Source organism: Methylophaga marina (genome assembly GCF_030296755.1).
GTDB lineage: Bacteria > Pseudomonadota > Gammaproteobacteria > Nitrosococcales > Methylophagaceae > Methylophaga > Methylophaga marina.
The window spans coordinates 1,022,374-1,048,191 of record NZ_AP027741.1 but is presented as its reverse complement, the minus strand read 5'-3'; the positions used below and the strand labels follow the sequence as shown (position 1 = coordinate 1,048,191).

General features: G+C 44.1%; 26 protein-coding genes. 24 read left to right on the top strand and 2 right to left on the bottom strand.

Going from position 1 to position 25,818, the window contains the following annotated elements; genetic code table 11:
* Positions 1-27 precede the first annotated feature (27 nt).
* From fliE to QUE24_RS05320, 19 genes are all read left to right on the top strand, one after another.
* Positions 28-363: a flagellar hook-basal body complex protein FliE gene (gene fliE, locus QUE24_RS05410; protein ID WP_286305594.1), complete on the top strand. Its 336-nt coding sequence runs from the start codon at positions 28-30 to the stop codon at positions 361-363.
* 30 nt (positions 364-393) lie between these two features.
* Entirely contained in the window at positions 394-2,076 is a 1,683-nt protein-coding gene (gene fliF / locus QUE24_RS05405) for a flagellar basal-body MS-ring/collar protein FliF (RefSeq protein WP_286305593.1), read from the top strand.
* A complete protein-coding gene (gene fliG / locus QUE24_RS05400; protein ID WP_286305592.1) occupies positions 2,076-3,086 on the top strand; it encodes a flagellar motor switch protein FliG in 1,011 nt (336 codons plus the stop codon). Before fliF ends, fliG begins: the two co-directional genes overlap by 1 nt.
* Positions 3,073-3,765: a flagellar assembly protein FliH gene (locus tag QUE24_RS05395; protein WP_286305591.1), complete on the top strand. Its 693-nt coding sequence runs from the start codon at positions 3,073-3,075 to the stop codon at positions 3,763-3,765. The genes fliG and QUE24_RS05395 overlap by 14 nt, the downstream gene beginning before the upstream one ends.
* Positions 3,758-5,185, top strand: a complete 1,428-nt coding sequence (gene fliI / locus QUE24_RS05390; protein ID WP_286305590.1) for a flagellar protein export ATPase FliI — start codon at positions 3,758-3,760, stop codon at positions 5,183-5,185. The genes QUE24_RS05395 and fliI overlap by 8 nt, the downstream gene beginning before the upstream one ends.
* Before the next feature lie 27 nt (positions 5,186-5,212).
* Positions 5,213-5,659 (top strand): flagellar export protein FliJ, encoded by a 447-nt coding sequence (fliJ, locus tag QUE24_RS05385; RefSeq protein WP_286305589.1) that lies wholly within the window; start codon positions 5,213-5,215, stop codon positions 5,657-5,659.
* A gap of 153 nt (positions 5,660-5,812) precedes the next feature.
* On the top strand, positions 5,813-6,091 hold the full coding sequence (locus QUE24_RS05380; RefSeq protein WP_286305588.1) for an STAS domain-containing protein: 279 nt from the start codon (positions 5,813-5,815) through the stop codon (positions 6,089-6,091).
* A gap of 40 nt (positions 6,092-6,131) precedes the next feature.
* Complete coding sequence (locus QUE24_RS05375) at positions 6,132-6,494, top strand: response regulator (protein WP_286305587.1); 363 nt, start codon at positions 6,132-6,134, stop codon at positions 6,492-6,494.
* Between the two features lie 4 nt (positions 6,495-6,498).
* The gene (locus QUE24_RS05370) at positions 6,499-8,631 is read left to right on the top strand and encodes a chemotaxis protein CheA (RefSeq protein WP_286305586.1); all 2,133 of its coding nucleotides are present in this window, start codon (positions 6,499-6,501) and stop codon (positions 8,629-8,631) included.
* Positions 8,632-8,634: 3 nt separating this feature from the next.
* Positions 8,635-9,141: a chemotaxis protein CheW gene (locus QUE24_RS05365; protein ID WP_286305585.1), complete on the top strand. Its 507-nt coding sequence runs from the start codon at positions 8,635-8,637 to the stop codon at positions 9,139-9,141.
* Positions 9,141-9,419 (top strand): ParA family protein, encoded by a 279-nt coding sequence (locus QUE24_RS05360; RefSeq protein WP_286305584.1) that lies wholly within the window; start codon positions 9,141-9,143, stop codon positions 9,417-9,419. The genes QUE24_RS05365 and QUE24_RS05360 overlap by 1 nt, the downstream gene beginning before the upstream one ends.
* Positions 9,416-9,925 carry a ParA family protein gene (locus QUE24_RS05355; protein WP_286305583.1) on the top strand — a complete coding sequence of 170 codons (510 nt, stop codon included), beginning with the start codon at positions 9,416-9,418 and terminating at the stop codon, positions 9,923-9,925. The genes QUE24_RS05360 and QUE24_RS05355 overlap by 4 nt, the downstream gene beginning before the upstream one ends.
* Positions 9,912-12,680 carry a methyl-accepting chemotaxis protein gene (locus QUE24_RS05350; RefSeq protein WP_286305582.1) on the top strand — a complete coding sequence of 923 codons (2,769 nt, stop codon included), beginning with the start codon at positions 9,912-9,914 and terminating at the stop codon, positions 12,678-12,680. Before QUE24_RS05355 ends, QUE24_RS05350 begins: the two co-directional genes overlap by 14 nt.
* Positions 12,665-13,561 carry a CheR family methyltransferase gene (locus QUE24_RS05345; RefSeq protein ID WP_286305581.1) on the top strand — a complete coding sequence of 299 codons (897 nt, stop codon included), beginning with the start codon at positions 12,665-12,667 and terminating at the stop codon, positions 13,559-13,561. The genes QUE24_RS05350 and QUE24_RS05345 overlap by 16 nt, the downstream gene beginning before the upstream one ends.
* On the top strand, positions 13,558-14,193 hold the full coding sequence (gene cheD, locus QUE24_RS05340; protein ID WP_286305580.1) for a chemoreceptor glutamine deamidase CheD: 636 nt from the start codon (positions 13,558-13,560) through the stop codon (positions 14,191-14,193). Before QUE24_RS05345 ends, cheD begins: the two co-directional genes overlap by 4 nt.
* 9 nt (positions 14,194-14,202) lie before the next feature.
* Positions 14,203-15,270: a protein-glutamate methylesterase/protein-glutamine glutaminase gene (locus QUE24_RS05335; protein WP_286305579.1), complete on the top strand. Its 1,068-nt coding sequence runs from the start codon at positions 14,203-14,205 to the stop codon at positions 15,268-15,270.
* 36 nt (positions 15,271-15,306) lie between these two features.
* Complete coding sequence (locus QUE24_RS05330; protein WP_286305578.1) at positions 15,307-16,482, top strand: methyl-accepting chemotaxis protein; 1,176 nt, start codon at positions 15,307-15,309, stop codon at positions 16,480-16,482.
* A gap of 73 nt (positions 16,483-16,555) precedes the next feature.
* On the top strand, positions 16,556-17,956 hold the full coding sequence (locus QUE24_RS05325; protein ID WP_286305577.1) for a flagellar hook-length control protein FliK: 1,401 nt from the start codon (positions 16,556-16,558) through the stop codon (positions 17,954-17,956).
* Positions 17,957-17,999: 43 nt separating this feature from the next.
* Positions 18,000-19,193 carry a methyl-accepting chemotaxis protein gene (locus tag QUE24_RS05320; protein ID WP_286305576.1) on the top strand — a complete coding sequence of 398 codons (1,194 nt, stop codon included), beginning with the start codon at positions 18,000-18,002 and terminating at the stop codon, positions 19,191-19,193.
* A 47-nt stretch (positions 19,194-19,240) separates the two neighbouring features.
* Here QUE24_RS05320 and pyrF read toward each other — a convergent pair whose 3' ends face one another.
* Positions 19,241-19,933, bottom strand: coding sequence for an orotidine-5'-phosphate decarboxylase (gene pyrF, locus QUE24_RS05315; protein WP_286305575.1), 693 nt, complete (start codon positions 19,931-19,933; stop codon positions 19,241-19,243).
* A 122-nt stretch (positions 19,934-20,055) separates the two neighbouring features.
* On the opposite strand from pyrF, the gene tgt reads away from it, so the two are divergent.
* The 4 genes from tgt to secF all read left to right on the top strand — a co-directional run bounded on the left by tgt (position 20,056) and on the right by secF (position 24,439).
* Positions 20,056-21,162, top strand: a complete 1,107-nt coding sequence (tgt, locus tag QUE24_RS05310; RefSeq protein ID WP_286305574.1) for a tRNA guanosine(34) transglycosylase Tgt — start codon at positions 20,056-20,058, stop codon at positions 21,160-21,162.
* 79 nt (positions 21,163-21,241) lie between these two features.
* Positions 21,242-21,577 (top strand): preprotein translocase subunit YajC, encoded by a 336-nt coding sequence (yajC, locus tag QUE24_RS05305; RefSeq protein WP_286305573.1) that lies wholly within the window; start codon positions 21,242-21,244, stop codon positions 21,575-21,577.
* A 46-nt stretch (positions 21,578-21,623) separates the two neighbouring features.
* Complete coding sequence (secD, locus tag QUE24_RS05300) at positions 21,624-23,477, top strand: protein translocase subunit SecD (protein ID WP_286305572.1); 1,854 nt, start codon at positions 21,624-21,626, stop codon at positions 23,475-23,477.
* An 11-nt stretch (positions 23,478-23,488) separates the two neighbouring features.
* Positions 23,489-24,439, top strand: coding sequence for a protein translocase subunit SecF (secF, locus tag QUE24_RS05295; protein WP_286305571.1), 951 nt, complete (start codon positions 23,489-23,491; stop codon positions 24,437-24,439).
* Between the two features lie 28 nt (positions 24,440-24,467).
* Here secF and QUE24_RS05290 read toward each other — a convergent pair whose 3' ends face one another.
* On the bottom strand, positions 24,468-24,725 hold the full coding sequence (locus tag QUE24_RS05290; RefSeq protein WP_286305570.1) for a hypothetical protein: 258 nt from the start codon (positions 24,723-24,725) through the stop codon (positions 24,468-24,470).
* Between the two features lie 285 nt (positions 24,726-25,010).
* Here QUE24_RS05290 and QUE24_RS05285 point away from each other — a divergent pair, with 285 nt between their 5' ends.
* Positions 25,011-25,808 carry an ABC transporter substrate-binding protein gene (locus QUE24_RS05285; RefSeq protein ID WP_286305569.1) on the top strand — a complete coding sequence of 266 codons (798 nt, stop codon included), beginning with the start codon at positions 25,011-25,013 and terminating at the stop codon, positions 25,806-25,808.
* Positions 25,809-25,818 lie beyond the last annotated feature (10 nt).

Here is a 25,818-nt window from a genome sequence, read left to right as displayed (position 1 = left end):
CATTTTTATAGCGGAGCAGAGACAAAGATGATTAAAGCTATCGACCCCAACCAATTACTAACTCAGATGCGAGCTTTACAAGCTCAGGCTTCACCAGCAACACAACCCATGCCTTCTGGTGAGGCTGAGAGCAATGGTCGAGTGGATTTCGGCAGCGTAATGCAAAAAGCTGTGAATGAGGTGAATGATCTGCAAAAAAACTCCGGTGATTTAAAAACGGCATTTGAGTTAGGTGACCCGAATGTCAATCTGGCTGATGTCATGATTGCATCGCAAAAAGCCAGTGTCGCTTTTGAGGCAACCTTACAAGTCAGAAATAAACTGATTGAGGCTTACCAAGAAGTTATGCGTATGTCTGTTTAATTGACGAATATGCCTGAGTAGAGAAACACTATGGAAAACGCACCTGCCACCACCGGCTCACAAGCCAATATGCCAACAGCACGACCCACAACAGCATTGGGCGCTATGCAGGCAAATATCTCTCAACAACCTGTTGTGAAACAGATGTTGTTTTTATTGGCAATTGCAGCCAGTATCGCCGTAGGTGGTTACGTGCTGTTGTGGTCACAAACTCCCTCATATCAGGTCCTTTTCGCGAATATGGCACCTGCTGAATCGACTGAAGTTGTTGACGTTTTGCAGCAGATGAATGTCGATTACAAATTGGATCCGGCCACTGGCGCATTGTTAGTACCTGCTGGTGATGTGCAAACATTGCGAATGAAACTTGCTGCTGAAGGCCTACCCAGAAGTGCTGCCCTGGGCATGGAGATGCTGAATCAGGATCAAGGGTTTGGTACCAGTCAGTTTATCGAGCGAGCCCGTTACCAGCGTGCAATGGAAGAGGAGTTATCTCGCTCCATTGCTGAACTCAATAACGTCAGAAGTGCGCGAGTGCATCTTGCTATTCCTAAACAATCTGTTTTTGTACGCGATCGTAAAGATCCAACCGCTTCTGTGGTGGTTCATCTTTATGCTGGCAGAACACTTGACCAATCTCAGGTGGCAGCCATCACACACATGGTCGCCTCCAGTGTGCCAGATATGAAAAATGCCGATGTCACTATTGTGGATCAGCGTGGCAACTTATTAACTCAACCAGAGCGTGCGGCGGGTGTGGCAATGAGTGATACCCAGCTTGAATACACACGTAAGGTTGAGCAAATCTATATCGACCGCATAGAAAATATCTTGTCACCTATTGTGGGTATGAATGGTGTACGTGCACAGGTCGTGGCCGATGTTGACTTTACAATGTCTGAACAAACACACGAAAGTTATAACCCGGACATGACAGCAGTGAGAAGTGAGCAGCTGCAAGAAGAAGAGCGTGTTGGTAATGGTGGACCGTTTGGCGTGCCCGGCGCACTCAGTAATCAACCTCCTGGTGGTGGTGTTGCACCTGAGCAAGCGGTTCCAGAGGAAGGTGCTGATGAAGCGGCCACTACGACAACAGCGCCTGGTTCAAGCAGAAAAAGCACGACACGTAATTTTGAGTTAGACCGTACTATCAGTCATACCCGAATGGCACCTGGTAATGTCAGAAAACTGAGTGTGGCCGTATTGGTTGACGAGAGAAGAACAGTGGATGCCGAAGGTAATGTTACTTCCGTACCATTGTCTGAATCAGAAATGACCCGTATCAATGCCTTAGTCATGGATGCCATTGGCTTTAGCAAAGCGCGAGGCGACAGTTTGAATGTGGTCAATGCCCCATTCATGGCACCTGAAACGGTTGAAGCCTTGCCTGAAAAACCAATCTGGGAAGAGCCTTGGGTCTGGAATCTAGCCAAACAAGTGGGTGGTGCACTGGTTGTTCTGTTCCTTATCTTTGGTGTGATTCGTCCAGCATTCAGAGATATGACGAAAGTGCCCGTCACCGAGAGTGATAATGACAATTTATCACCAGAAGAAGTTTTAGCTAGAAGTAGCGCAAGCGGTGAAGAGATTGCTAAACTGACCACTGGTTCGGAAAAGATGGAAGAGCAACTATCTAATGTCCGAAGTTTAGTGCAGCAAGACCCTGCGCTCGTGGCGCAAGTAGTCAAAAATTGGACGGCGGGTGATGCCTAATGGCAGAAGAACTCAGAAAACTGACAGGCACTGAAAAAGCGGCTGTCTTTTTACGATCTATCGGTGAAGAGGAAGCGGCGGCTATACTCAAGCATATGGGCCCGAAAGAGGTTCAGAAAGTCGGTCAGGCAATGGCGACCTTACAAAATGTGACGCGTGAGGAAGTTCGATCTGTACTGGATAGTTTTGTTACCACTGTCGAGCAAGAAACCGGACTGGGTATCGGCTCACATGATTATGTTCGTAAAATGCTGGTGGGTGCTTTAGGTGAAGATCGTGCTGGCAGCTTATTAGATCGTATTCTATCGGGTAGTAATACCAATGGTCTTGAACAGCTTAAGTGGATGGATGCCAGAGGCATTTATGAAATCATCCGACTTGAACACCCTCAGATTATCGCGATTGTTTGCTCATTTCTTGATGCCGATCAGGCAGCAGGAGTTTTGTCACAGTTCCCTGCTCGTGATCAAGCCAACATTATTTTGCGGATAGCGACGCTTGATGGGGTGCAGCCTTCGGCATTGAGTGAGCTCAATGAAATTCTGGAAAAACAATTTACCGGTGCTGCAGGAGGGCAGTCCACCATGGTTGGTGGTCTGAAAACGGCTGCCGATATTCTCAACTTCGTTGATGGCACATCTGAAGCCGCTATCATGGAAAAAATCAAAGAAAGTGAACCTGATCTTGGTCAAAATATCGAAGATCTTATGTTTGTCTTTGAAAACCTTATTGATGTGGATGATCGTGGTATGCAAACCTTGATGCGTGAAATTCAGACAGATCAATTACAACTTGCCTTGAAAGGTGCTGATGATGCATTGAAAGAGAAATTCCTGCGTAATATGTCACAACGTGCAGGCGAGATGATGCGTGATGATTTAGAGGCCATGGGGCCGGTTCGTTTGAGTGATGTTGAGGCTGCACAAAAAGCCATTCTTGCCACAGCACGAAGCTTGTCTGATAAAGGCGAAATTATGCTAGGCGGAGGTGCAGGTGATGACTTCGTCTGATGACACAGTTGTTACTAAACAAGCTGATGTCTTATCTGCCGATGAGATTGCTGATGCGATAAAACGTTGGGAGGCACCAAGAATGGTGTCAGTGACGGACGTTGAAGATAAGGATGCGCCCCAAGTACTTGATATCAAAGCCATTGAAGCGCTTCAGCAACAAGCGCAAGAAGAAGGTTATAAGGCGGGTTACGAAGAAGGACACCAGGCTGGTTTTGCTGACGGTCAGGAAGCTGGGCTGAAAGATATTCAGCTGCAGGTTGAAAAGCTCCAGCAAATGCTCCAAACATTACAGCAACCCCTGACAGAACTCGATGAGCTTTTAGAAAAAGATCTGGTCAATCTAGCGATAACCATGACTCGCCAGTTGGTTCGTCGCGAACTTAAGCATCAACCCGAGCATGTTATCGGTGCTATGCGTGCGGCGTTGGAAGCTTTACCCATCAGTGACCGTCAACTCAAAATTTATGTTCATCCAGATGATCTTTTGATTATTCAGAAAGGCTTATCTCTTGAGCATGATTCAAACAAATACCAATGGATAGAAGATCCTTTATTAACCCGGGGTGGATTAAGACTGGAAACGTCTGACACTAGTGTGGATGCAACCGTTGAATCAAGATTGAATAGCATCATTAGTAAAGTCCTTGGCGATGAGAGAGACGCTGACAATGACTAATGCGGAACGCCAATCGCGACTACAAAATAAACTGATGCAATATCAGCAGCGATTGGATTCTGGTGACGAGCAGGATGTATTGATTGAAGGGCGGTTGACCAGAATGGTGGGGTTAACATTGGAAGCGGTAGGCTTTCAGGTGCCTATTGGTAGTCGTTGTGAGATTATTGGTAAGGGACAAAAACCGATAGAAGCGGAAGTGGTCGGCTTTTCTGGCGAAACGACGTTTCTCATGCCGACAGGTGATATGCGAGGTTTGGTACCTAATGCGAAAGTCAGGCCGGTCCGTAGTGATTCTCAAGTGCCTGTCGGCGAAGCGATGCTTGGCCGTGTTGTGGATGGCGCTGGTAAACCCTTAGATGGTAAAGGCCCACTTCGTGTTCAAGATAAGGTTCCCTTACACGGTGAACCGGTAAACCCACTAGCACGCTCTCCTGTTCGTCAGCATCTGGATGTGGGAGTCCAGAGCATTAATGCCTTGCTCAGCGTAGGCCGAGGCCAACGTATGGGCCTGTTCGCTGGCAGTGGTGTGGGTAAAAGTGTGTTATTGGGCATGATGACACGATTTACAGAGGCCGATGTCATTGTCGTTGGTTTGATTGGTGAACGTGGTCGAGAAGTAAAAGAATTTATTGAAGATATTCTTGGTGAGGAAGGAATGTCACGGTCGGTTGTTGTTGCCTCACCTGCCGACCATTCGCCTTTGATGCGATTGCACGGTGCGATGTTGTCTACCAGTATTGCAGAATACTTTCGGGACCAAGGTAAGCAAGTATTATTGCTGATGGATTCGTTGACTCGCTTTGCCCAGGCACAGCGTGAAATTGCATTAGCGATTGGCGAACCTCCGGCAACTAAAGGTTATCCACCCTCCGTTTTTTCCTTATTACCGCAATTAGTGGAGCGTGCAGGGAATGGTCCACTTAATGGTGGGGCTATCACTGCTATTTATACGGTGTTAACCGAAGGTGACGATCAACAGGATCCGGTTGCAGACGCGGCTCGTGCAATTTTGGATGGTCATATAGTGTTATCAAGACAGCTGGCCGAGTCGGGCCATTATCCTGCGATTGATGTGGAAGCCTCGATTAGTCGGGTGATGCCAAATATAGTCAGTGAAGACCACCTGAAACAGGCCCAGCAGTTCAAACAGATTTATTCCACTTACCGACAAAATCAAGATCTTATCAGTGTAGGCGCTTATAGTAAGGGAAGTGATCCTGCTATTGATGAGTCGATAGCGATGTTCCCTGCTTTACTTCAGCTGTTACGACAGGGAATGAATGAAGCGGTGAACTGGGAGCAAAGTGATCAACGTCTGAAACAGGTGCTTGAGTTAAGAAAGCAATTACAGAATCAGCAGCAACAAAACGTATCACAAGCCCCAATGCTGATGGATGGAAATACCCGGCGTTTTTAATGTTCGTGCTTAACGTGGAGTCAATACATGAGTCGTAGTCGTAAACTTGATCCCGTGATAGAAATGGCAAGAAAGGCAACGGAGTCAGAATTACAAAAACTCGGCCAGCAAAATGCCTTACTTCAACAGGAGCAATTCCAATTGGATGATCTCCGTCAATACAGAGCCGAATACTTGGCACGATTTCGCCAGGATGATCCTATGGTCATGACGGCCAAAAAAGCTCTCGATTTAAGAAGCTTTTTAGCAAAACTAGATCAAGCTATTCTCAGCCAAGAATCCCAAGTTAAGTCAGCCAATGCCAATGTAGAGCGTCAACAGAAGCTTTGGTTGCAAGCAAGAAATAAAGAGCAGGCAATTGATGCTTTAATGGCCCGCTACGAAGCAACTGAGCTCAAGAAACAGTTAAAGAGGGAGCAGGTTGAAATGGATGAACATACTAATGGTGCATGGTTGAGAAATCGAAATAAATAAAATAGATACTTAAATTTTAGATAATTGAAAAACAGGATAATTTTTTCTCATTACTGGCCGATATTAGTAAAACGATATGAAAAACAATAGTGAAGATGAGTCAAGTGAGAAAAATCATCATCTATCGTCTATAGAAATAGAGGGAATAGAAAAATGGCTGAGTCTATTGTCGAAATAAACTGTGCTGAGTCTGTCACCATCGCACAAGTTGCAGATTTATATGCCCAGCTCTTAATGGCCATGGCTGAAGGTCAGGCTATTCAAATTAATTTAAGTGATATTGAACGTATCGACACGGCCGTTATTCAGCTTTTTTATTCATTCTCTCGGGATGCCCAACTTCAGGGGCTGGTAGTCATTTGGTCAAATCCTAGTCAACTTTTTTGTGAAGCTGTCGATAGATTGGGTATCAAAGCATTTTACGCACAATAAAATATAAAAAAACTACAGTTAAAGAAGGAGCTTTTTTGTTATGGCTAATATTCTCGCAGTCGATGATTCTGCCTCAATGCGCCAAATGGTGACATTCACTTTGCAAGGAGCAGGGCATAAAGTCACGCTGGCAGATGATGGTAAACAAGCACTGGATATTGCTCAAAGACAATCTTTTGATCTCGTGATTACGGACGTCAATATGCCAGTGATGGACGGCCTGACGCTAACTCGAGAATTAAGAAAGTTACCTAGTTTTAAGTTTGCTCCCATTCTTGTTTTGACAACCGAGGCAGGCCCTGAAAAGAAACAAGAAGGGCGTGCTGCCGGTGCTACGGGCTGGTTGATTAAACCTTTTAATCCAGATCAGCTTTTAGCAACGGTGAAAAAAGTCCTGGGGTAGACAGATGAGCATCGATGTTACCCAATTTCATGGCGTATTCTTCGAAGAAAGCTTCGAAGGCCTCGATATTATGGAAACAGGCCTGCTGAGCATGTCTCAAGGGGAGATCGATGATGATACGGTTAATGGCATTTTTCGTGCTGCACACTCAATTAAAGGTGGGGCTGGCACGTTCGGCTTTAGCCATATTTCTGAGTTCACGCATGGTCTTGAAACCCTTTTAGATCAAATTCGTAACGGTGAGCGTGAAGCAACTCATGAGGTCATTGAAACATTACTCTCCGCTGTCGATACCTTACGTGAAATGTTGACAGCTGTTCAAAACAGCTCAGATGTTGATGAGGAAAAAGTAGCTCAAGTTTCTCACGCGCTTGAGAAGATATTAGATGCTGCTGTGGCTGAAACTGGGATGAATGTTGAAGATACCTCCGTACCAGACAGCGATGAGTCTGATACTACTGAAACGAATACTCAGCAACAGTCTTGGTTGATTCACTTCAAACCACTACCTCACCTGCTTCAAACGGGTAATGAACCCATACGTATGTTCCGTGAGCTAGCTGAACTTGGTGAATTAGCTGTAAATGTGAATGATGAAGAGTTGCCACCTTTTACAGACCTTGACCCTGAAATATGTTATTTCAGTTGGGAACTGACGCTTACTGGCGAAATGGATGAAGCTGAGATAAATGAAGTCTTCGAATGGGTGGATGGTGATTGTGAGCTAACAATTGAACGACTTCAAGAAAATGAAGCTTCAGACTCACCTGAACTGTTACAGGAACAACAGAGCCATGATAAACCTGAGGTTGTTGAAGCTGTATCTCAACCCATGGCGACTGACCTCGCCTCTATAGCCGGTGATGCTCCATCAAAAACACCAATCAAAAATGACGTCGCACCTAAAAAGAAAACAGTCAGCAGTGATGCCTCCACCGCTTCTATACGCGTGGGTACAGATAAAGTCGACTCACTCGTCAACTTAGTCGGTGAGTTGGTTATTACTCAGTCGATGTTAGGTCAGATCGGTGATAATTTTGATGTCAGTATGCTGCCACAACTAATTGATGGTTTAGAGCAGTTAGAGCGTAATACCCGAGAGTTGCAAGAAAGCATCATGCGTATTCGTATGTTGCCCATCAGTTTTGTGTTTAATCGCTTCCCTCGCCTTGTCCATGATATGACCAGCAAACTTGGAAAGCAGGTGGAACTGGTGCTGACCGGCGAGCAGACCGAACTTGATAAAACAGTGATGGAAAAAATTGGTGATCCACTTGTTCATCTTGTTCGCAACTCCCTGGATCATGGCCTGGAAACACCCGAAAAACGCCTGGCGGCTAACAAATCTGAAACCGGTGTTCTAAAACTCAATGCCTATCACCAGGGTGGCAATATTGTGATTGAGATTAGTGATGACGGTGCAGGGTTAAACGAAGAGAAGATTTTACAGAAGGCAATCGAAAAAGGTTTGGTCGAGCCGAATGAATCACTTTCACCTGAGAAAATACATGAACTTATATTCTTACCGGGCTTTTCTACTGCCGATCAAGTAAGTGATCTCTCTGGCCGTGGTGTCGGCATGGATGTGGTGAGGAAAAATATTAACAGCCTGGGAGGGGCTGTTGAGGTGAAATCTGAGTCAGGAATCGGGTCAACATTCACTATTAGACTACCTCTGACATTGGCGATCATGGATGGTCAGATTATTCAGGTTGCAGATCAACGTTACATCATTCCTCTGATTTCCATTATTGAATCTGTTGAAGTGGATATCAGCAAAGTCAAAAAAGTGACTGGTAAAGGGGAGTTATACAAAATCAGGGACGAATACGTACCGCTTATCAGATTGCGGCATGTGTTCAACCTGGATGGCGGTATTGAAGATCTAGAACATGGTTTGCTGGTGATTGTGGACTGTGAGGATTACAAAATTGGTTTGTTTGTTGATGAGCTTCTGGCACAACAACAAGTTGTCATTAAGAGTCTAGAGACGAATTTCCGTAAAGTGAAAGGTCTCGCTGGCGCAACCATCCTAGGTGATGGAACAGTTGCTTTAATCCTGGATATTGCAGGGGTGATGGCAATGCACAAAGAGCCATCAATAATAAAACAAACTTCTCTCAAGAGTGTGGTTTGAGTCATGGCTGAGATGAACACAGAAAATGAGATTCTGGATATTCTTGATATTGCTGACAGCATCGACGATGGTTCCCAGCAGTACCTGACATTTGAGTTGGATAGCGAACATTATGGTGTGGAGATCCTGCGTGTGCAGGAGATAAAAGGCTGGGGGTCGGTGACATCGATTCCAAATACACCAGAACATGTCTGTGGTGTATTAAATTTGCGTGGCGTGATTGTGCCGATTATCGATCTTCGATTGCTATTCGGTATGCCTTTCAATGCCTACACCAAGACTACTGTTGTCGTTGTTGTCAAAGTGGAAGGTATAACTGACCGAATTCTAGGTATAGTCGTTGATGCTGTGTCTGATGCATACAATGTTCATCCAGATATGATTTCAAATGCACCAGACTTAGGCAGTATCGTTGATACCAGCTTTATTAAAGGGATTGCTGACATCGATGAATGTATGTTGATGTTACTGGATATCGATAAGCTTCTCAGCGTAGAGCAAATAGGCTAATGATGACTTCTGAACACGTTCGCATCATTGCGATTATGAACCAAAAAGGGGGCGTTGGGAAAACGACAACAACCGTCAATCTTGGGCATGCACTCGCTATCCAAGGCAAACAAGTAGCCATGATTGATATGGATCCTCAAGGGCAAGTGGCCACCAGTTTAGGATTGGACAATCAGCAGCTCGGCATTGATGTTGTGCTGTTGGAGGGGAGACCATTGATACCGTCAAGCTGCATGCCCGGGACAACCTTGATGTCGTGCCAGCAGGGCCACGCTTGAATGAGTTTGAACACCTGAATGAAGGTGGGGTAGAGCGCGGTCATCGCTTAAGAAAAGCAATCGAAGCGTCGTCATTATCAGCTTATGATTTTGTGTTGATAGATTGTCCGCCCTCATCAGGTTTACTGGGTGTTAATGCGATGTTTGCTTCTAGTGAATTGATTGTGCCCGTATCTGGAGACTATCTGTCATTACAAGGCCTATCACGCATGATGCAGATCCTTAAACGTTCAGAAGAAATCTCTGGGCACCGTATTCGATTATGGCTGGTATCAACGCGGATGCAGTTACGTAGAAAACTCACAGCAGAAGTGCGTAAACGCGTACTGAAATATTTTCCTAGTAGAGTGCTATTCACACCTATTCGTGAAAACGTGGCGTTAGCAGAATGCCCTAGCTTTGGTAAAACTATTTTCGACTATCGGAAAAAGAGCTCCGGTGCAGAAGACTATTTTTCTTTGGCTAGCGATGTCTTAGAGAGGAGAGTGGCTGATGGCCAAGAGTAAAAATGTAATGGGCAACGATCCTCTTGCCTGGTTGACTGCAGATAATCAACCCCCGACACAATCAACGAACAGATCTGCTGATACATCATCATTACCAGAAGACGCTATGGCTGAAGTGTCATTACCGCCTAAAACGAATATCGAGCTGGTAGAAGAGAGCTTCATTCCTATTGCCGCTCGTGGTGAATATGTCGTTGCCGACTTTTACACGTTGCTTTTTCAACAGCACCCGGAGCTAAAAGGCTTGTTTAAAAGTATCTCGCAGCAAGGGCAACAGAAAAAATTATTAGCTGCTTTAGTGTTATTGGTACAAAACCTGCGTCACCCAGCCTTACTAGATAGTTATTTGACTGAATTAGGTGAACGTCACATTTCATATGGCGTGAAAGAGCCAGATTATCAGGCTGTCAAAAGTTGCTTGTTAAAGGTGCTGGAAAAATATGCTGAGTCATCATGGTCAGAACCTGTTGCATCAGCATGGAACGAAACATTAGATAACGTTATTAAAAAAATGACGACGGGAGCATATCCCATGGAGGAGAGAGACATGGCTGTTAATGAAAAGGCAGATAAAGACATCTTAAATAGAGCCAACGCACTTGATAATGCGGTCACGGCGGTAATGATGATTGATAGAGACTTCACTATTACATATGCCAATCAATCAACATTAAATATGTTGGGAGAGCATGAAGAGACGTTAAGAAGAATCTACCCTGGATTTTCCATAAAAGGATTGGTCGGAAGTAATATTGATATGTTCCATAAAAATCCTGCTCATCAAAGGCAAATGCTCAGTAATCCCGATAATTTACCTCATCAAGCAGACATCAAAGTCGGTCCACTTGCCTTTCGTCTAAATGTAACAGCCATGTTGGATGAAGAGGATAGCTATATCGGCAATATGCTTGAATGGCACAATGTCACTGAAGAAAAACTTCGTAATGCTGATATTCATGGTCAATTTGATGCCATCAACAAAGTGATGGGAGTGATTAGTTTTGAAATGGATGGCACCATCATTGATGTAAATGAAAACTTTCTCAAAGTGGTGGGCTATAGTCGTGAAGATGTCATCGGTAAGCATCATCGAATGTTTGCCACATCTGAGCTAGCTCAAAGTGCTGAGTATGCTGAATTCTGGACAAAACTCAATCGTGGTGAGTTTGATAGTGGTGAATACAAACGAATTGCCAATGGTGGCAAGGAAATCTGGTTACAAGCTAGCTACAATCCTATTCTTGATATGAATGGTAAACCATTCAAAGTGGTGAAATTTGCCACAGATATTACAGAAACAAAATTACAACGTGCCAATTTTGAAGGTCAAATTTCTGCTATTAACAAGGCGATGGGTGTGATCAGTTTCAATATGGATGGCACCATTCGCAGTGTGAATGATAATTTTCTTAATGTGGTGGGGTATAGCCGTGAGGAAGTGGTAGGCAAGCATCATCGTATGTTTGCTGTGCCAGAGGTAGCACAAAGTCCTGATTATATAGAGTTTTGGGCAAAGCTGAATCGCGGCGAGTTTGATTCTGGTGAGTATCAGCGCGTTGGTAAAGATGGTAAAGATATTTGGTTACAGGCCAGTTACAATCCGATTTTTGACCTGAACGGTAAGCCCTATAAGGTGGTGAAATACGCTTCAGATATCACTGAAGAGAAACACTTACAGTTTGACGTTCAGAAGGCCTTATCAGCTACATCCATGGTTATGAATGCATTGGCGCAAGGTGACCTCACTAGACTAATGGATGGTGAGTTTGAAGGAGAGTTCGCACTGCTGCAACAAGCGGTCAATGGTTCAATCAGCAAAATTTCAACGATTGTGCAAGACATTATCGAAGCATCGATCAGTATTTCTTCCGCGGCGAGTGAAATTTCCCAAGGCAATACGGATCTAAGTCAGCGAACAGAAGAGCAAGCGTCGTCATTACAAGAAACAGCGGCGAGTATGGAGGAGCTCACCAGCACAGTCAGACAAAATTCCGACAATGCTCGTCAGGCTAATCAACTTGCTGTAGACGCCAGAAGTAAAGCTGAAAAAGGTGGCAATGTCATCCAGGAAGCGATTCAGGCCATGGCTGCCATCAGTACTTCCAGTAAGCGTGTAGCAGACATCATTGGCGTGATTGATGAGATTGCGTTTCAGACTAACTTGTTGGCACTCAATGCGGCTGTGGAAGCCGCTCGCGCTGGAGAGCAAGGCCGAGGTTTTGCCGTAGTGGCTTCTGAAGTCCGTAATTTAGCACAACGATCTGCTGCTGCTGCCAAAGAGATAAAAGAGCTCATTAATGATAGTGGTGAGAAAGTAAGAGAGGGCTCTACTCTTGTAAATGAATCAGGGAAGACATTGGAAGAAATTGTTGAAGGTGCAAAAAAAGTCGGCGATATTATCTCTGAAATCGCGGCAGCAGGTACTGAACAGACATCGGGTATTGAGCAAGTCAACCAGGCTGTGACACAAATGGATGAAATGACACAGCAAAATGCTGCACTAGTGGAGCAAGCAGCAGCGGCGAGCGAATCTCTAGATGAACAAGGCAAGCATCTGGAAGAAATGATGCAATTTTTCACAACAAATGCTACTGAACAGCATACACCGCGCCAGGTTACGACGCCTAAAGCCTCTACTTCTCATGTAAAACGCCAAATAGCGACTCATGCTAAGACTCCTCCTCAGCCATCATTACCAACAAAAAGGCAGGTAATGACTAAAGAGCAGGAAAGTGATGAATGGGAAGAGTTCTAGCCCATTCATCAATTAATCCTTCCAATGAGAAAGACTGTTTTATGGATAAAGCGGCACGAGAATTTGAGTTCTCAGATAAACATTTTGCTCGAATAAGTAGCTTCGTCACAGCGCAGACAGGCATCCTGCTGCCTGCGGCAAAAAAAGATATGGTTTATAGCCGCTTATCTAAACATGTTCGTAGAAACTATGGTGGGAGTTTTGACGCATTTTGTCTGGCAGTTGATAACGGTGACCCTGACACCATTGAGTTATTAATCAATGCCATCACAACGAATTTAACCGCCTTTTTTCGTGAAAAACATCATTTTGATTATTTGAAACAACATGTACTTCCTGAACTGTTGATTAAAAATCAGGCGACTAAAAAAATACGAATATGGTCAGCGGGTTGTTCCACTGGTGAGGAACCATATAGCTTGGCTATCTGCTTACATCAGTTTTTTAAAGGACACCCTGGTTGGGATGTCAAAGTACTGGCGACAGATTTAGATGCGAACGTACTAGAACAAGCTGCTTCCGGGATTTACACCATTGAGCGGGTAAGTCAATTTTCAGAGGACGAGAAACATGCTTGGTTCTCACGTGGAAAAGCTGAAAATAATGGGCTGGTTAAAGTGAAGTCTTTTTTAAAAGAGTTTATCTCCTTCAGGCGCCTTAACCTTTTACACCCTTTCCCAATGAAAGGAACGTTTGATGTGATTTTCTGCCGAAACGTCATTATCTATTTTGATAAAACAACGCAGGTTGGTCTTTTTCATCGTTTCGCTGAAAAAATGTTACCTGGTGGATATCTCTTTATCGGTCACTCAGAAACCTTATTCAATATCAGTAACCAGTTTGTTTCTGATGGCAATACGATATATCGGCGTATTACATGATGGCATTAAAAACGGATATGCCTCAGGCATTAGCTGGATTTGAAAATATAAACCGTTATTGGGATAACTCTCGCCAAGCCTGGGTGGCGAAAATTTTGCCTGGTGAAATTTATGTTAATCGTGGTGCGAAAGAACTGATTGCGACCACACTGGGATCGTGCGTTGCAGCCTGTATTCGTGATCCTGTGGCTGGTATCGCTGGCATGAATCACTTTATGTTGCCCTGTGAAGGCGATGGTACGAGTGAGTGTTGGAAAAAATTAGGGACGCGATATGGTAGCTATGCTATGGAAGCATTGATTAACGAAATTCTAAAGGCGGGCGGTACGCGTAAAAACCTGGAAATGAAAGTCTGTGGTGGTGGCAAAATTATTGATGGGATTTCCAATGATATTGGTCACCAGAATAGTGAGTTTGTACTTAATTTTGCAAAACTCGAAGGCATTCCTGTTATTGCCTATGATTTAGGTGATATCTACCCGCGAAAATTAATGTATTACCCTCAAACAGGAAAAATGTTTATCAAACGTATTCAACATTTATACAACGATACAATCCTGGTTCGCGAGTCTCAGTATCATGAACGCTTAAAAGAAACATCGCTTAGCGGTGGCGTGGAATTGTTTGAGTAAAGGTCAGCCATGAAAAAGATTTCCGTCATTGTTATTGATGATTCAGCTCTAGTTCGTAAGTTGCTAACAGAAATTCTCAATTCTGATCCTGAGCTAGAAGTTGTTGCCACTGCTGGGGACCCTTATCAGGCGAGAGACAAGATTAAACAGTTTAATCCAGATGTGTTAACGCTGGATGTTGAAATGCCAAAGATGGACGGGGTGACATTTTTACGTAATCTGATGCGGCTCAGACCAATGCCAGTTGTTATGGTGTCAACCCTAACTGAAAAAGGCGCACAAATTACCCTTGAAGCGATGGCTTTAGGTGCATTTGATTTCGTAGAAAAACCCAAATTAGATTTATCTCAAACATTGTCCTCCTACTCAGAAGAAATTATCAGTAAGATTAAAGCGGCGGCAGGCGTTCAGCCTCAGCAATTAACCACAAAAGCCATGCTGGAAGTTGAGGAGCGCTTAACAGCAGATGCCGTCATCGCTAAGAGCACCAAAAACATCCCCTTAAAAACCACAGAAAAAATCGTTGCCATTGGCGCTTCTACGGGCGGAACAGAAGCAATAAAAACAGTCTTATGTGCTTTACCAGCGAATGCGCCGGGCATTGTTATTACTCAGCATATTCCAGCTAGCTTCAGTGCCCCTTTTGCTGAAAGGGTAAATAAAATGTCAGCCCTTAATGTTAGTCAGGCCATTGATGGAGAACAGATTCTGCCTGGACATGCATACATTGCGCCTGGTGATAAGCATCTATTAGTCGAGCGTAGCGGTGCTCGTTACTATTGCCGTTTGAATGATGGGCCTGCAGTCTCACGCCATAAACCTTCCGTGGATGTTCTCTTTCGTTCGATTGCTCAAAATGTCGGGGCCAATGCCATTGGGGTTATGTTGACCGGCATGGGTGATGATGGTGCTAGAGGGATGTTGGAGATGAGGGAGAATGGAGCGAGTAACATGGTTCAGGATGAAAAAAGCAGCGTAGTCTGGGGTATGCCAGGTGCAGCTTATAAGCTTGGTGCCGCTGAACTCATGCTGCCACTGGATAAAATCGCTCAAGAGATCATGAAGCAGGGTCGATAAGCTTTGTTACAGGTTCGATAGTTAATTAAGGACGATATGATGAAAAAATTACTGAATAAAAAATTTGTTATTGCTTCACTATCGTCCTTGGGATTTGTTCTAGTCGCCCTATTCTTGGTGAATTGGCTGGCGGCATTGCTTGTTCTACTCGCCACAGTTTCGGTGTTTTTATTACAGTTTCAAAATATGCCTGTTCAGAGTCAGGTAGTAATCAATACATCACGATTTGAATCAGCAGATATAGACAAGTTAAAAAAAGACGTCGTTACTGATATCAGCTTGCAGATCGAAAATATACGTGCAGAGAATGAGCAAATAGCTACGCTTTTAAATGATGCTGTGCGGTCACTGGGAGACAGTTTCCAAGGATTGAATGAACAGGCTTCAAACGAGGACGATATGCTCCATAGCTTGATTGACCAAAAAGATGGTGAGCAGGGCTTGTCTGAGTTTATCAAAGAGACTGAGTCTGTGATGAGCTTTCTTGTGCAGACATTGCTAAAAAACACAGACGATAGTCGTTTGGTGATGGCAAAGTTAGATGAAATTAATCGAAGAGTAGATGGTGTTATTTCTCTGCTTGATGACGTCAAAGATATTGCTTCTCAGACAAATTTACTCGCCTTAAATGCAGCCATTGAAGCTGCCAGAGCTGGAGATACAGGTCGTGGTTTTGCTGTAGTTGCTGATGAAGTCAGAAAACTATCACAAAAATCTGATGAGTTTAGTGATCAGATAAATAAGATCACAATGAATGTAAAATCAACTATTGATGAGGCAAGCTCAGTTATTGCAGAGTTAGTGACTGCGGATACGGATCTGGTCACAAATAGTGAAGCGAAAGTCGCTGAAATGATGACGACTATGTCATCTCTCAACAATAAAACCTTATCTGTTATCTCTGGCACAAGCGAAATTAGTCAGCAAATCTCGGGTTTAGTAAATCAGGCGGTCACGTCTTTGCAGTTTGAAGACATGTGTCATCAATTAAGTGAACACATGGACAAGCGTTTAAATACTGTTTCGGACCTTATTCAGGTTATCAATGATTTGCCTTCGTCATCAGAGAGTGATGCTGATCTGGCGGCATGCCAACAGCAATTTCTCGAGGTCAAAAAAACTGTAGCTGAGCTGCACAAAAAAATTGACGAAACTCAACACAGATCAGTTACTCAAAAAAATGTCGATGCAGGGGATATCGAACTCTTCTAAAGCATATCTGGCACATTGCTTGCTCTTATCTACATGAACAAGTCGATAACGACGATTGAGTAGGAGAGGCGGTATGCCACAAAGTGTTTCTATACAGACTGATAATGTCGTCAATACAAAGCCTGCAAAGGCCAGAGAAATATCAAAAGATAATACCTTCTCTGAGACGTTAGACAAGCATATCAATACAGCTGAGCATAAGCCTGCTGAATCCACTAAGGCCCCGTCGAAGTCCTCTGAAGCTTCCGAGAATAAACTCAACGAACAATCTGATAGTGATGATAAAGTCACTGCCGAGGCAGAGGGGCAAACGGAAAAAACTGACGCTGATGACGGCAACAAATTGCCGTCTGATGACCAAGATAGTGAAAGTGATAATGCCGAAAGCAATGTAGTCTCATCGGACACTCAAACTAATGTGAGTGTTGAGCCTGAGCAAAAAAACGTTGTGTCGGTATCCGCCTCTGAAACGAAAGTAGTAAACAGTGATAACAAAGTGAGCACTGCTGGGGTGGCTGAGAAATCTGTAGGCAAGCAAGCCGTTGCTGAGTCAACAACACCGAATGCGGCTGCTTCGACTCAAACAAAATCGACTAATGAAGCTTCTGAGTCTTATGTGATTAACAAAAAACAGCCTGATGCCAGCCTGGTGACAGTAACAGATACAGAAAAAGCGGTTATCAAACAAACTCAACATGCTGCCGAGGGTGACAAGGTACCGAATTTCGCCAAGGCACTACAATCCATGAATGAGGCCGACGGTAAAACTAGCGAAATTCGTGCTGATATTATGGATGCCATTAACAGACAGCGCCAAAAAGTCGATGGTGAACAGAATATGACTGTTCGTAATATGATCGCCGCTCAAACAGAAAATAAAGATAGAACAGAGATAGATTTGTCTGGTATTCGAGCAGATAAAACGCTTCAGGAGCGTTTATTTGGAGCGAGCCCGACAACGAATACATCGACAGCTAGCAGTGTAGCATCAACATCTGGTTCATCACCCTCGGCCTCAGCCAGTGCAGTAGTGAGTTTGCCTGTTCAGCCCAACATACAAAGCTCAGCATGGTCACAGGTGATGAATAGCCGTGTGGTCTGGATGGCTAAAGAGGGTATTCAACAGGCAGAAATGAAAATGAACCCGGCAAATTTAGGCCCTGTTGAAGTAAAACTCCATGTACAAAATGAACAAGCCAGTGTAACTTTCTTAGCTCAGCACTCGACAACGCGCGATGCGCTGGAACAAGCTTTACCAAAATTACGAGAGAGTTTTGCCGAAAACGGTATGCAATTGACTCATGCTGAAGTAGGTCAGCAACAGCAACAACAGCAAAGAGATGAGCAGCCACAGCAAATGCAGAATTCTCAGAATTTTACTCAAGCCAATCGTCAAAGTGACGATATAATGAGTGAAGCCGACGAAACAGCAGGTTCAGTTACGCAGGATAGCGGCCTGAGTTTATACGTCTAAGGCATAAAACAATAATATTAAGTTCAATCCGGGAGAGACGGGCGTGTTTAAACTTGAAAATTTCTCTTTGAGAAAACGCATGTATATCATTGGTGGGCTGGGTGTATTTGCCTTATTGGGACTACTTGTTCTTGTAGGCTATATGTACCATTCTGATATCAAGGAAATTGAAGCGATTTATATCGCTGCGATATATGTCGTCATCGCTAGCATTACGGTGATTGGCATTGCACACTACATAGGCCGTTTTGGTGATAAACGTGCTACCACCTTGGTCGGTGCGATTCAAAACATCAAAAAAGGTGATCTCACTAATAAAGTGGCTATATCAGGTAAAAGCGACTTTAGTTGGATGGCATTTGAATTAGACAGTGCCAGAAAAAATGTGGCGAACCTGGTTCATACATTGGTTGGCGGCGTAACGCAGCTCACTTCAGCCAGCCAAAATATGCAAGCTATCAGCAAAGAGACAGTGGATGGAGTGTTGCGTCAGCAGTCTGAAACGACTCAGGTAGCGACCGCCATGAATGAAATGACAGCGTCAGTTCAAGAAGTAGCCAGAACGGCATCAAGCGCTGCTGAAGCAGCTCGTAATGCGGATATCGAGGCCAAGGCTGGTAAACAAGTTGTTATGGAAACCATGCAGGCTATTGACTCATTGGCCACTGAGGTGGAAAAAGCCGCAGAGCAATTAAGTAGTTTGGAGTCAGATATTGGTAATATCGGCGCGATAGTTGATGTCATTCGTGGTATTACAGAACAAACCAATCTCCTTGCACTGAACGCTGCGATCGAGGCGGCACGCGCAGGCGAACATGGTCGAGGCTTTGCTGTTGTTGCTGATGAAGTTCGTACACTGGCAGCGAGAACGCAATCCTCCACGCATGAAATTGAAGAGATGGTTGAACGACTACAGCAAGGCGCTCAAGTCGCTGTTAAGGTCATGAACGAAGGTCGTGAAAGAGCAAAACATAGTGTGGAAAAGGCATCAAGTGCTGGTGCTGCCTTAGATTCTATTACTGCTATGATTTCCACCATGGATGAAATGAGCGCACAGATCTCCAGTGCTGCGAATGAGCAATCTTCCGTTGCTGAAGATATTAACCGAGGTATAGTCAATATCAGCCAAGTGGCTGAGCATACAGCGGAGGGCGCGAGAGAGTCTTCAGTCGCTGTCGAAACCTTGAGTAACCTTGCTACCCAACTTCAGGAAGCGGCGAGTAAGTTTAAGGTATAACGTGTCATACAGTTCATAAAAAAGCCCGGGTAACCGGGCTTTTTTATTTAACGTAGACTTTGTTCTATCTCTTCAAGTGCCTGCATCGGATCGGGTGCTTTGGTAATTGGACGGCCAATCACAAGGTAATGGCTTCCCGCGTCTAATGCTTGTTTGGGTGTCATGATTCGATGTTGATCGCCTTTTTCACTGCCTTCCGGTCTTATGCCAGGAGTAATAAGTTGAAAGGTATTACCCAGCGTATCTCGGAGGGCACTGGCTTCCTGAGCCGAGCAGACGACGCCATCAAGACCACTTTGTTTTGCCAATTGAGCAAGTCGGGTGACAGTCTCAGACATATTGCCAGTAAGGCCAATCTGATCAAAAGTCGTTTGATCCATGCTAGTTAATAACGTTACACCTATTAATAAAGGTTTATTGGATGATTGTTCAACTGCTTCTCTGGCAGCACGCATCATGGCTGGCCCGCCGAGCGTATGTACATTTAACATCCAAACGCCTAAGTCAGCCGCCGCAGCACAGGCTTTTGCCACTGTATGTGGAATGTCGTGATATTTCAGATCGAGGAAGACATCAAACCCACGCGAGACTAAGTCAGTGACAACTTGAGGACCTGAACGGGTGAAAAGTTCTTTTCCCACTTTCACTCGCGCACGTTTTGGATCAATTTGATCGGCCATTTGCAGGGCGTCACTCGCGTTAGCATAGTCAAGGGCAACAATGATTCTAGAGTCGGACATTGATATCTCCATTACTGATAATGACCGTGATCCTACCTTAAGAAGATCAGAATTGCGTCTGTTTCGCCGTTTAGATCAAGAAAATGATATGCTGTCGGGCGTTTTTTGCTGAGAATGAATGAATGAAATTTGATTTACTTGCGCGAGATGGCTTTGCTCGTCGAGGACGCTTAACTTTTTCTCGGGGAACTGTTGAAACCCCAGCTTTTATGCCTGTTGGAACGTATGGGTCAGTCAAGTCAATGACGCCAGAAGAAGTCGGTGCAACAGGAGCTGAAATCTTATTAGGTAATACATTTCATTTAATGTTGAGACCCGGCACCGAGATTATCTCAGCTCACGGTGATTTGCATGACTTTATGCAGTGGCAAGGCCCAATTCTAACTGACTCTGGCGGTTTTCAGGTTTTCAGCCTAGGCGAGCTGCGTAAAATTACAGAGCAAGGTGTGCATTTTAGTTCACCAGTCAATGGTAATAAAGTATTTCTGGGCCCTGAAGAATCGATGGCTGTGCAGCGTGCATTGGGTAGTGACATCGTGATGATTTTCGACGAATGTACGCCCTATCCTGCTGATCTGGAAACAGCAGCAAAATCTATGGAGTTATCCCTACGCTGGGCAAAACGTAGTAAGGAAGCCCACGCCGGAAATCCTTCTGCGTTGTTTGGTATCGTGCAAGGTGGGATGCATGAGCAGCTGCGTCAAATTTCACTGGATGGTTTAACAGAGATTGGCTTTGATGGTTATGCCATCGGTGGACTGTCTGTTGGTGAGCCCAAAGAGGATATGATACGCATTCTTGATTTTCTGGCGCCAAGAATGCCTGAAGATAAACCGCACTATCTTATGGGGGTTGGCCGACCTGAAGATCTTGTCGAAGGTGTGATGCGTGGCGTGGATATGTTTGATTGTGTCATGCCAACCCGTAATGCTCGAAATGGACACCTATTCGTTCATCAAGGCGTGATCAAAATTCGTAATAGTCGGTTCAAGACGGATACAAACCCCCTGGATCCCTATTGTGATTGTTATACCTGTCAAAATTATAGCCGGGCATATTTACACCACTTAGATAAAACAGGTGAGATGCTTGGCCCTCGGTTAAATACCATCCATAACCTTCATTATTACCAGACATTAATGAAAGGCTTAAGGCAGGTCATAGAAAACAATACGCTGGAACAATTCCGCCAAGAGTTTTATGCGTTCAGGCAAACCGAAATTGTTTAAAACGCTTCAATGCTATCGAACACTGGGTCTGCTGTGGCATAATCGGTTTCTTTTTTCTTGTTGATTTTGAGGATTAACGATGGACTTTTTTATCTCTCCGGCCGCTGCTGCTGATGCAGCGACAACAACGGCTGCTTCTCCAGGCATGATGGATTTCGCATTTCCTATTATTTTGCTGGTGTTGTTCTACTTCATGTTAATCAGACCGCAGCAAAAACGCGCCAAAGAACACAAGGCTATGCAGTCTGCATTGGCAAAAGGTGATGAAGTCGTTACCGATGGTGGCCTGATGGGGAAAATTATAGAAATCACTGATAACGCTATCGCTGTTCAGATTGCTGAAAATGTTGAAGTGAAAGTGCGTCGTGAATCAGTGAATGCTGTTTTGCCAAAAGGTACATTGAAAAAGCTATAAAGTCTGGCCATCGCTTCAGATGGCTTGAAAATGTCAGGAATTAAATATGAACCGATATCCACTGTGGAAAAATCTACTCGTTCTTGTTGTGTTACTGGTCGCAGGGCTCTACGCGCTACCCAATCTTTATGGGGATGACCCGGCAGTCCAGATTTCTGCTGGCAGAACGGCCACAGTGGACTTGGATCTAGCAGACAAAGCAGAAAAGGCTTTAAAAGAGGCTGGGATTGATTATAAAGGTGTTCAGCTTGAAGATGATAAGTTACTCATCCGACTGACCTCTGCTGATAATCAATTAAAGGCAAAAGATGTCTTAAGTAAAACCTTAGTCGGTGATTACATCATCGCATTGAATTTAGCCTCTACAACGCCTCATTGGTTAGCTTCTATGGGCGCGGAGCCGATGAATCTGGGCTTGGACTTAAGAGGGGGCGTTCATTTCTTGATGCAAGTCGATATGGATGCTGCGGTTAAGCAAAGCTTAGATAGCTATGGTAGCGATATCCGTTTATCACTTCGTGATGAAAAAATTCGTTATAAACAAATCAAAGTAGAAGGGCAGACTATCGTTCTGGTTCTGCGAAATACTGAGGACAGAGATAAAGCGGAAGCGTTAATCAACAATGATTTCAATGATCTTCAAGTGACCGTCTCAGAAGATGAAGCTAACCCTGAGCTCATTATGAATGTGTCTGAACAGAGCATTCGTGAAACAAAACAATTAGCCTTACAACAAAATATCACCACCTTGAGAAATCGCATAAACGAACTGGGTGTGGCAGAGCCGACTGTGCAACAGCAAGGCGAAGACCGAATCGTCGTCCAGCTACCAGGTGTGCAAGATACTGCTCAAGCAAAGAAAATCCTGGGAGCGACGGCAACACTTGAGTTTAGACTGGTTGATATCGAGCAGGATGTAAAAGATGCACTCAATGGCCGTGTCCCACCAAATACGGAGCTTTATTACAGTCGTGATGGTCGCCCATATCTTCTTGATAAACGTGTGATGTTAACAGGTGAGCATGTTATCAATGCCGCATCAACACTAGATGGTCAGTCTGGTTCTCCTGCCGTCTCCGTGACTTTAGATGGGAAAGGCGCGCGCGCTTTCAGTAATGTCACTCGCGATAATATTGGTAACCCAATGGCGGTGGTTTTCATTGAGTCTAAAATGGAAACAAAAGAAATTGATGGTGAGCTGGTCTCTGTACGTCGCCAGGTACCTGAAATTATCAATGTAGCCACTATACGAGATCAGTTGAGCAAGAAGTTTCAGATTACTGGACTGGACAGCACTACGGAAGCACGAGACTTATCACTACTATTACGTGCTGGTGCATTGGCCGCACCGATAGAAATCGTTGAGGAGCGCACGGTTGGCCCAAGCATGGGACAGCAAAATATCGAGCAGGGTTTTGAATCTGTCATTATCGGCTTTATTTTAGTGCTTGTTTTCATGATTATCTGGTATCGAGTATTTGGTGTGTTTGCCAATATGGCACTGGCTGCGAACCTGATATTTATCGTGGCATTACTCTCATTACTCCAAGCGACACTTACCTTACCAGGTATCGCCGGTATCGTTCTCACCGTTGGTATGGCTGTGGATGCCAATGTGTTGATTTATGAGCGTATTAGAGAAGAACTACGCAATGGCAATAGCCCCCAAGCCAGTATCAGCTCAGGTTATGACAAAGCCTTTTCGACCATTGCCGATGCGAATATCACGACACTCATTGCTGCAATTGTCTTGTTTGGTTTTGGTACAGGTGCAATTAAAGGTTTTGCGGTCACCTTATCACTCGGTATTTTAACCTCTATGTTTACGGCAATTATGGGCACACGTGCCTTAGTGAATCTGTTTTACGGTCGTAAACATAAACCTAAGCTATCAATTTAGGAATCATTTTCATGCAGTTTTTTAATAAACAAACGCATATCAAATTTATGTCGAAACGCTGGCCTGCGCTGGTGTTCTCGAGCATATTACTGATTGTTTCTATCGGTTCGTTGATAACTCAAGGCTTAACCTTTGGTATCGACTTTACTGGTGGAACCATGATCGAGCTCGGTTATCAGGAACCGGCTAATCTAGATAACATCCGATCAACCCTTCAAAACGGTGGATATCCTCAGGCTGTTGTTCAGAATTTTGGTTCTATCCATGATGTTTTAGTTCGTTTGCCGATAATCGAAACTGAGAATATGGCTGAAATCAGTAACAATGTTGTCTCGCTGCTACAAGTCGATTCCAGTAATGCCATCGATGTGCGTCGTGTCGAGTTTGTTGGCCCTCAGGTAGGCGATGATTTAACTGAACAAGGCGGTTTAGCGGTTTTATATGCCTTAATTGGTATTTTGATTTATGTGGCTTTCCGTTTTGAATATCGTTTTGCTATCGCCTCTGTTGCCGCCTTGGTGCATGACGTTATTATCACTCTAGGTTTCTTTTCCATAACCCATGTTGAGTTTGATCTAACGGTACTTGCCGCTGTATTGGCAATCATTGGTTATTCTCTCAACGACACCATTGTGGTTTTTGACAGAGTCAGGGAAGGATTTTTAAAAGCGCGTAAGGCCTCACCACAAGAAGTGATTGATTCATCTTTAAATGAAACCTTGAGTCGTACGCTGATGACTTCATTTACGACGCTGCTGGTTGTTTTTGCCTTATTTGTGCTTGGAGGTGAAGTCATTCATTCCTTTGCAGAGGCGTTACTGTTAGGCATCATGATTGGTACTTATTCATCGATCTACGTAGCAAGCTCTGCTGTGCTCTTTATGGGGGTAAGTAAAGAAGATTTGCTACCACCAGTGAAGGAGAGTGACCAGGAAATTGGTGAAGATGGTAGCCAGGTTTAATAAAAAAGCCCGAGCAATCGGGCTTTTTTTATGAGTGTATATTTTGATCGTTAAACCGCAGCTCTTTACTGATAGTTACTGTCACGGGTTTGGTTCTGCGACGAGTTCCGATTGAGACCACCTTACCTGAACGTTCTGCTTCATCTCTAATGGCAGCCTGTTCTGTTGTTTCAATAGACAATATTCTTACACCACTACAATCACTACGAAAGCTCATAAAATTCATAAATTCTTCGAGGCTTTCCTGTGTTTGCTGCATCTGTAAAGAGCGGAATTGTTTATTCATAAAAACTACCTGTTGTGATAATCAAGATATCGACACAGGTCCTGATTTCTTGAGATGAAAACCGATCGAAAAGATGGCCGTGATTAGTGAATTGTGATCTTAGTCAGAAAAAACAGGAAAAACTCCTAGAGGTAAAAAGGGTGTTTTACTGACACAATGGTTTAGAAGCGAACCTTATGGAGTGATGATTGCTCTATAAAATTAGGGAATTTGCTGATTTATTTAGCCATGTGAATGTGTATTGTCACAGGCAACAAACAAAGAATAATAACGGAGAGTTTAAATATGCTGAAGAATCTCGGGATTGCCATGCTGCTGTTATGGCCCCAAATCATTTTTGCCAATACTATTAATGTGACGCTTCACTACATAGGTCCTACAGATGGCCAAGTGTGGGCTGGTATTCAGCAAGGTCTAACAGAGGCTAATTTGCAAGGTCAGTTTCTAGGCCAGACATATGATGTTAAAAACATTACGGAAGAAGAGGTTGACGCATTACCAGCGTCTGAGATAACGGCGGTTCTGGTTGGCACTGATGCAAAGCATATGCTGGAAATAGCTAAACTGAATAAGTTGACTACTGTACCGGTCTTTAATTTGAGTTCAGATGCTGACAGTCTGCGACAGGTTTGTTTGCCAAACTTATTAAATATTCCCCTGAGTAAGCAAATGAAGCAGGATGCATTAGCTCAATGGCAAAATAAAAACCCAGATAAATTAGTAACAGCGCATGCCTGGCATCATGACTTTGTAAAATTTGCAGCGTCACAACTCAATAATCGTTTTACCAGAAACCATAAAACACAAATGACGGATGATGCATGGGCCGGATGGGCTGCTATCAAAATGTTGTCTGATACTGTAGCGAGAACTCAAAAAACGGATTCTGCAGCTATGCTGAACTACCTCAAGAAGGACTTGTCTTTTGATGGACAAAAAGGTGACACCGCCACATTCAGAGATACTGGACAATTACGTCAGATTGTTCTGCTGATAGATAAAGATGACAACATCGTTGCCGAAGCACCTTTAAGAGGTGTTAAGGGTGGGCTGGATAGTCTTGGACTAATCAGCTGTAAATAATTTGAGAGAA

What these genes read in the sequence shown, in the direction of transcription:
- QUE24_RS05335 (WP_286305579.1), top strand. Translation starts at nt 14,203, where the DNA reads ATGAAAAAGATTTCCGTCATTGTTATTGATGATTCAGCTCTAGTTCGT.
- QUE24_RS05360 (WP_286305584.1), top strand. Translation starts at nt 9,141, where the DNA reads ATGATGACTTCTGAACACGTTCGCATCATTGCGATTATGAACCAAAAA.
- pyrF (WP_286305575.1), bottom strand. Translation starts at nt 19,933, where the DNA reads ATGTCCGACTCTAGAATCATTGTTGCCCTTGACTATGCTAACGCGAGT.
- fliG (WP_286305592.1), top strand. Translation starts at nt 2,076, where the DNA reads ATGGCAGAAGAACTCAGAAAACTGACAGGCACTGAAAAAGCGGCTGTC.
- secF (WP_286305571.1), top strand. Translation starts at nt 23,489, where the DNA reads ATGCAGTTTTTTAATAAACAAACGCATATCAAATTTATGTCGAAACGC.
- QUE24_RS05370 (WP_286305586.1), top strand. Translation starts at nt 6,499, where the DNA reads ATGAGCATCGATGTTACCCAATTTCATGGCGTATTCTTCGAAGAAAGC.
- QUE24_RS05350 (WP_286305582.1), top strand. Translation starts at nt 9,912, where the DNA reads ATGGCCAAGAGTAAAAATGTAATGGGCAACGATCCTCTTGCCTGGTTG.
- fliE (WP_286305594.1), top strand. Translation starts at nt 28, where the DNA reads ATGATTAAAGCTATCGACCCCAACCAATTACTAACTCAGATGCGAGCT.
- QUE24_RS05380 (WP_286305588.1), top strand. Translation starts at nt 5,813, where the DNA reads ATGGCTGAGTCTATTGTCGAAATAAACTGTGCTGAGTCTGTCACCATC.
- QUE24_RS05395 (WP_286305591.1), top strand. Translation starts at nt 3,073, where the DNA reads ATGACTTCGTCTGATGACACAGTTGTTACTAAACAAGCTGATGTCTTA.
- fliI (WP_286305590.1), top strand. Translation starts at nt 3,758, where the DNA reads ATGACTAATGCGGAACGCCAATCGCGACTACAAAATAAACTGATGCAA.
- QUE24_RS05365 (WP_286305585.1), top strand. Translation starts at nt 8,635, where the DNA reads ATGGCTGAGATGAACACAGAAAATGAGATTCTGGATATTCTTGATATT.
- fliJ (WP_286305589.1), top strand. Translation starts at nt 5,213, where the DNA reads ATGAGTCGTAGTCGTAAACTTGATCCCGTGATAGAAATGGCAAGAAAG.
- QUE24_RS05375 (WP_286305587.1), top strand. Translation starts at nt 6,132, where the DNA reads ATGGCTAATATTCTCGCAGTCGATGATTCTGCCTCAATGCGCCAAATG.
- yajC (WP_286305573.1), top strand. Translation starts at nt 21,242, where the DNA reads ATGGACTTTTTTATCTCTCCGGCCGCTGCTGCTGATGCAGCGACAACA.
- QUE24_RS05345 (WP_286305581.1), top strand. Translation starts at nt 12,665, where the DNA reads ATGGGAAGAGTTCTAGCCCATTCATCAATTAATCCTTCCAATGAGAAA.
- tgt (WP_286305574.1), top strand. Translation starts at nt 20,056, where the DNA reads ATGAAATTTGATTTACTTGCGCGAGATGGCTTTGCTCGTCGAGGACGC.
- fliF (WP_286305593.1), top strand. Translation starts at nt 394, where the DNA reads ATGGAAAACGCACCTGCCACCACCGGCTCACAAGCCAATATGCCAACA.
- secD (WP_286305572.1), top strand. Translation starts at nt 21,624, where the DNA reads ATGAACCGATATCCACTGTGGAAAAATCTACTCGTTCTTGTTGTGTTA.
- cheD (WP_286305580.1), top strand. Translation starts at nt 13,558, where the DNA reads ATGATGGCATTAAAAACGGATATGCCTCAGGCATTAGCTGGATTTGAA.
- QUE24_RS05330 (WP_286305578.1), top strand. Translation starts at nt 15,307, where the DNA reads ATGATGAAAAAATTACTGAATAAAAAATTTGTTATTGCTTCACTATCG.
- QUE24_RS05325 (WP_286305577.1), top strand. Translation starts at nt 16,556, where the DNA reads ATGCCACAAAGTGTTTCTATACAGACTGATAATGTCGTCAATACAAAG.
- QUE24_RS05290 (WP_286305570.1), bottom strand. Translation starts at nt 24,725, where the DNA reads ATGAATAAACAATTCCGCTCTTTACAGATGCAGCAAACACAGGAAAGC.
- QUE24_RS05285 (WP_286305569.1), top strand. Translation starts at nt 25,011, where the DNA reads ATGCTGAAGAATCTCGGGATTGCCATGCTGCTGTTATGGCCCCAAATC.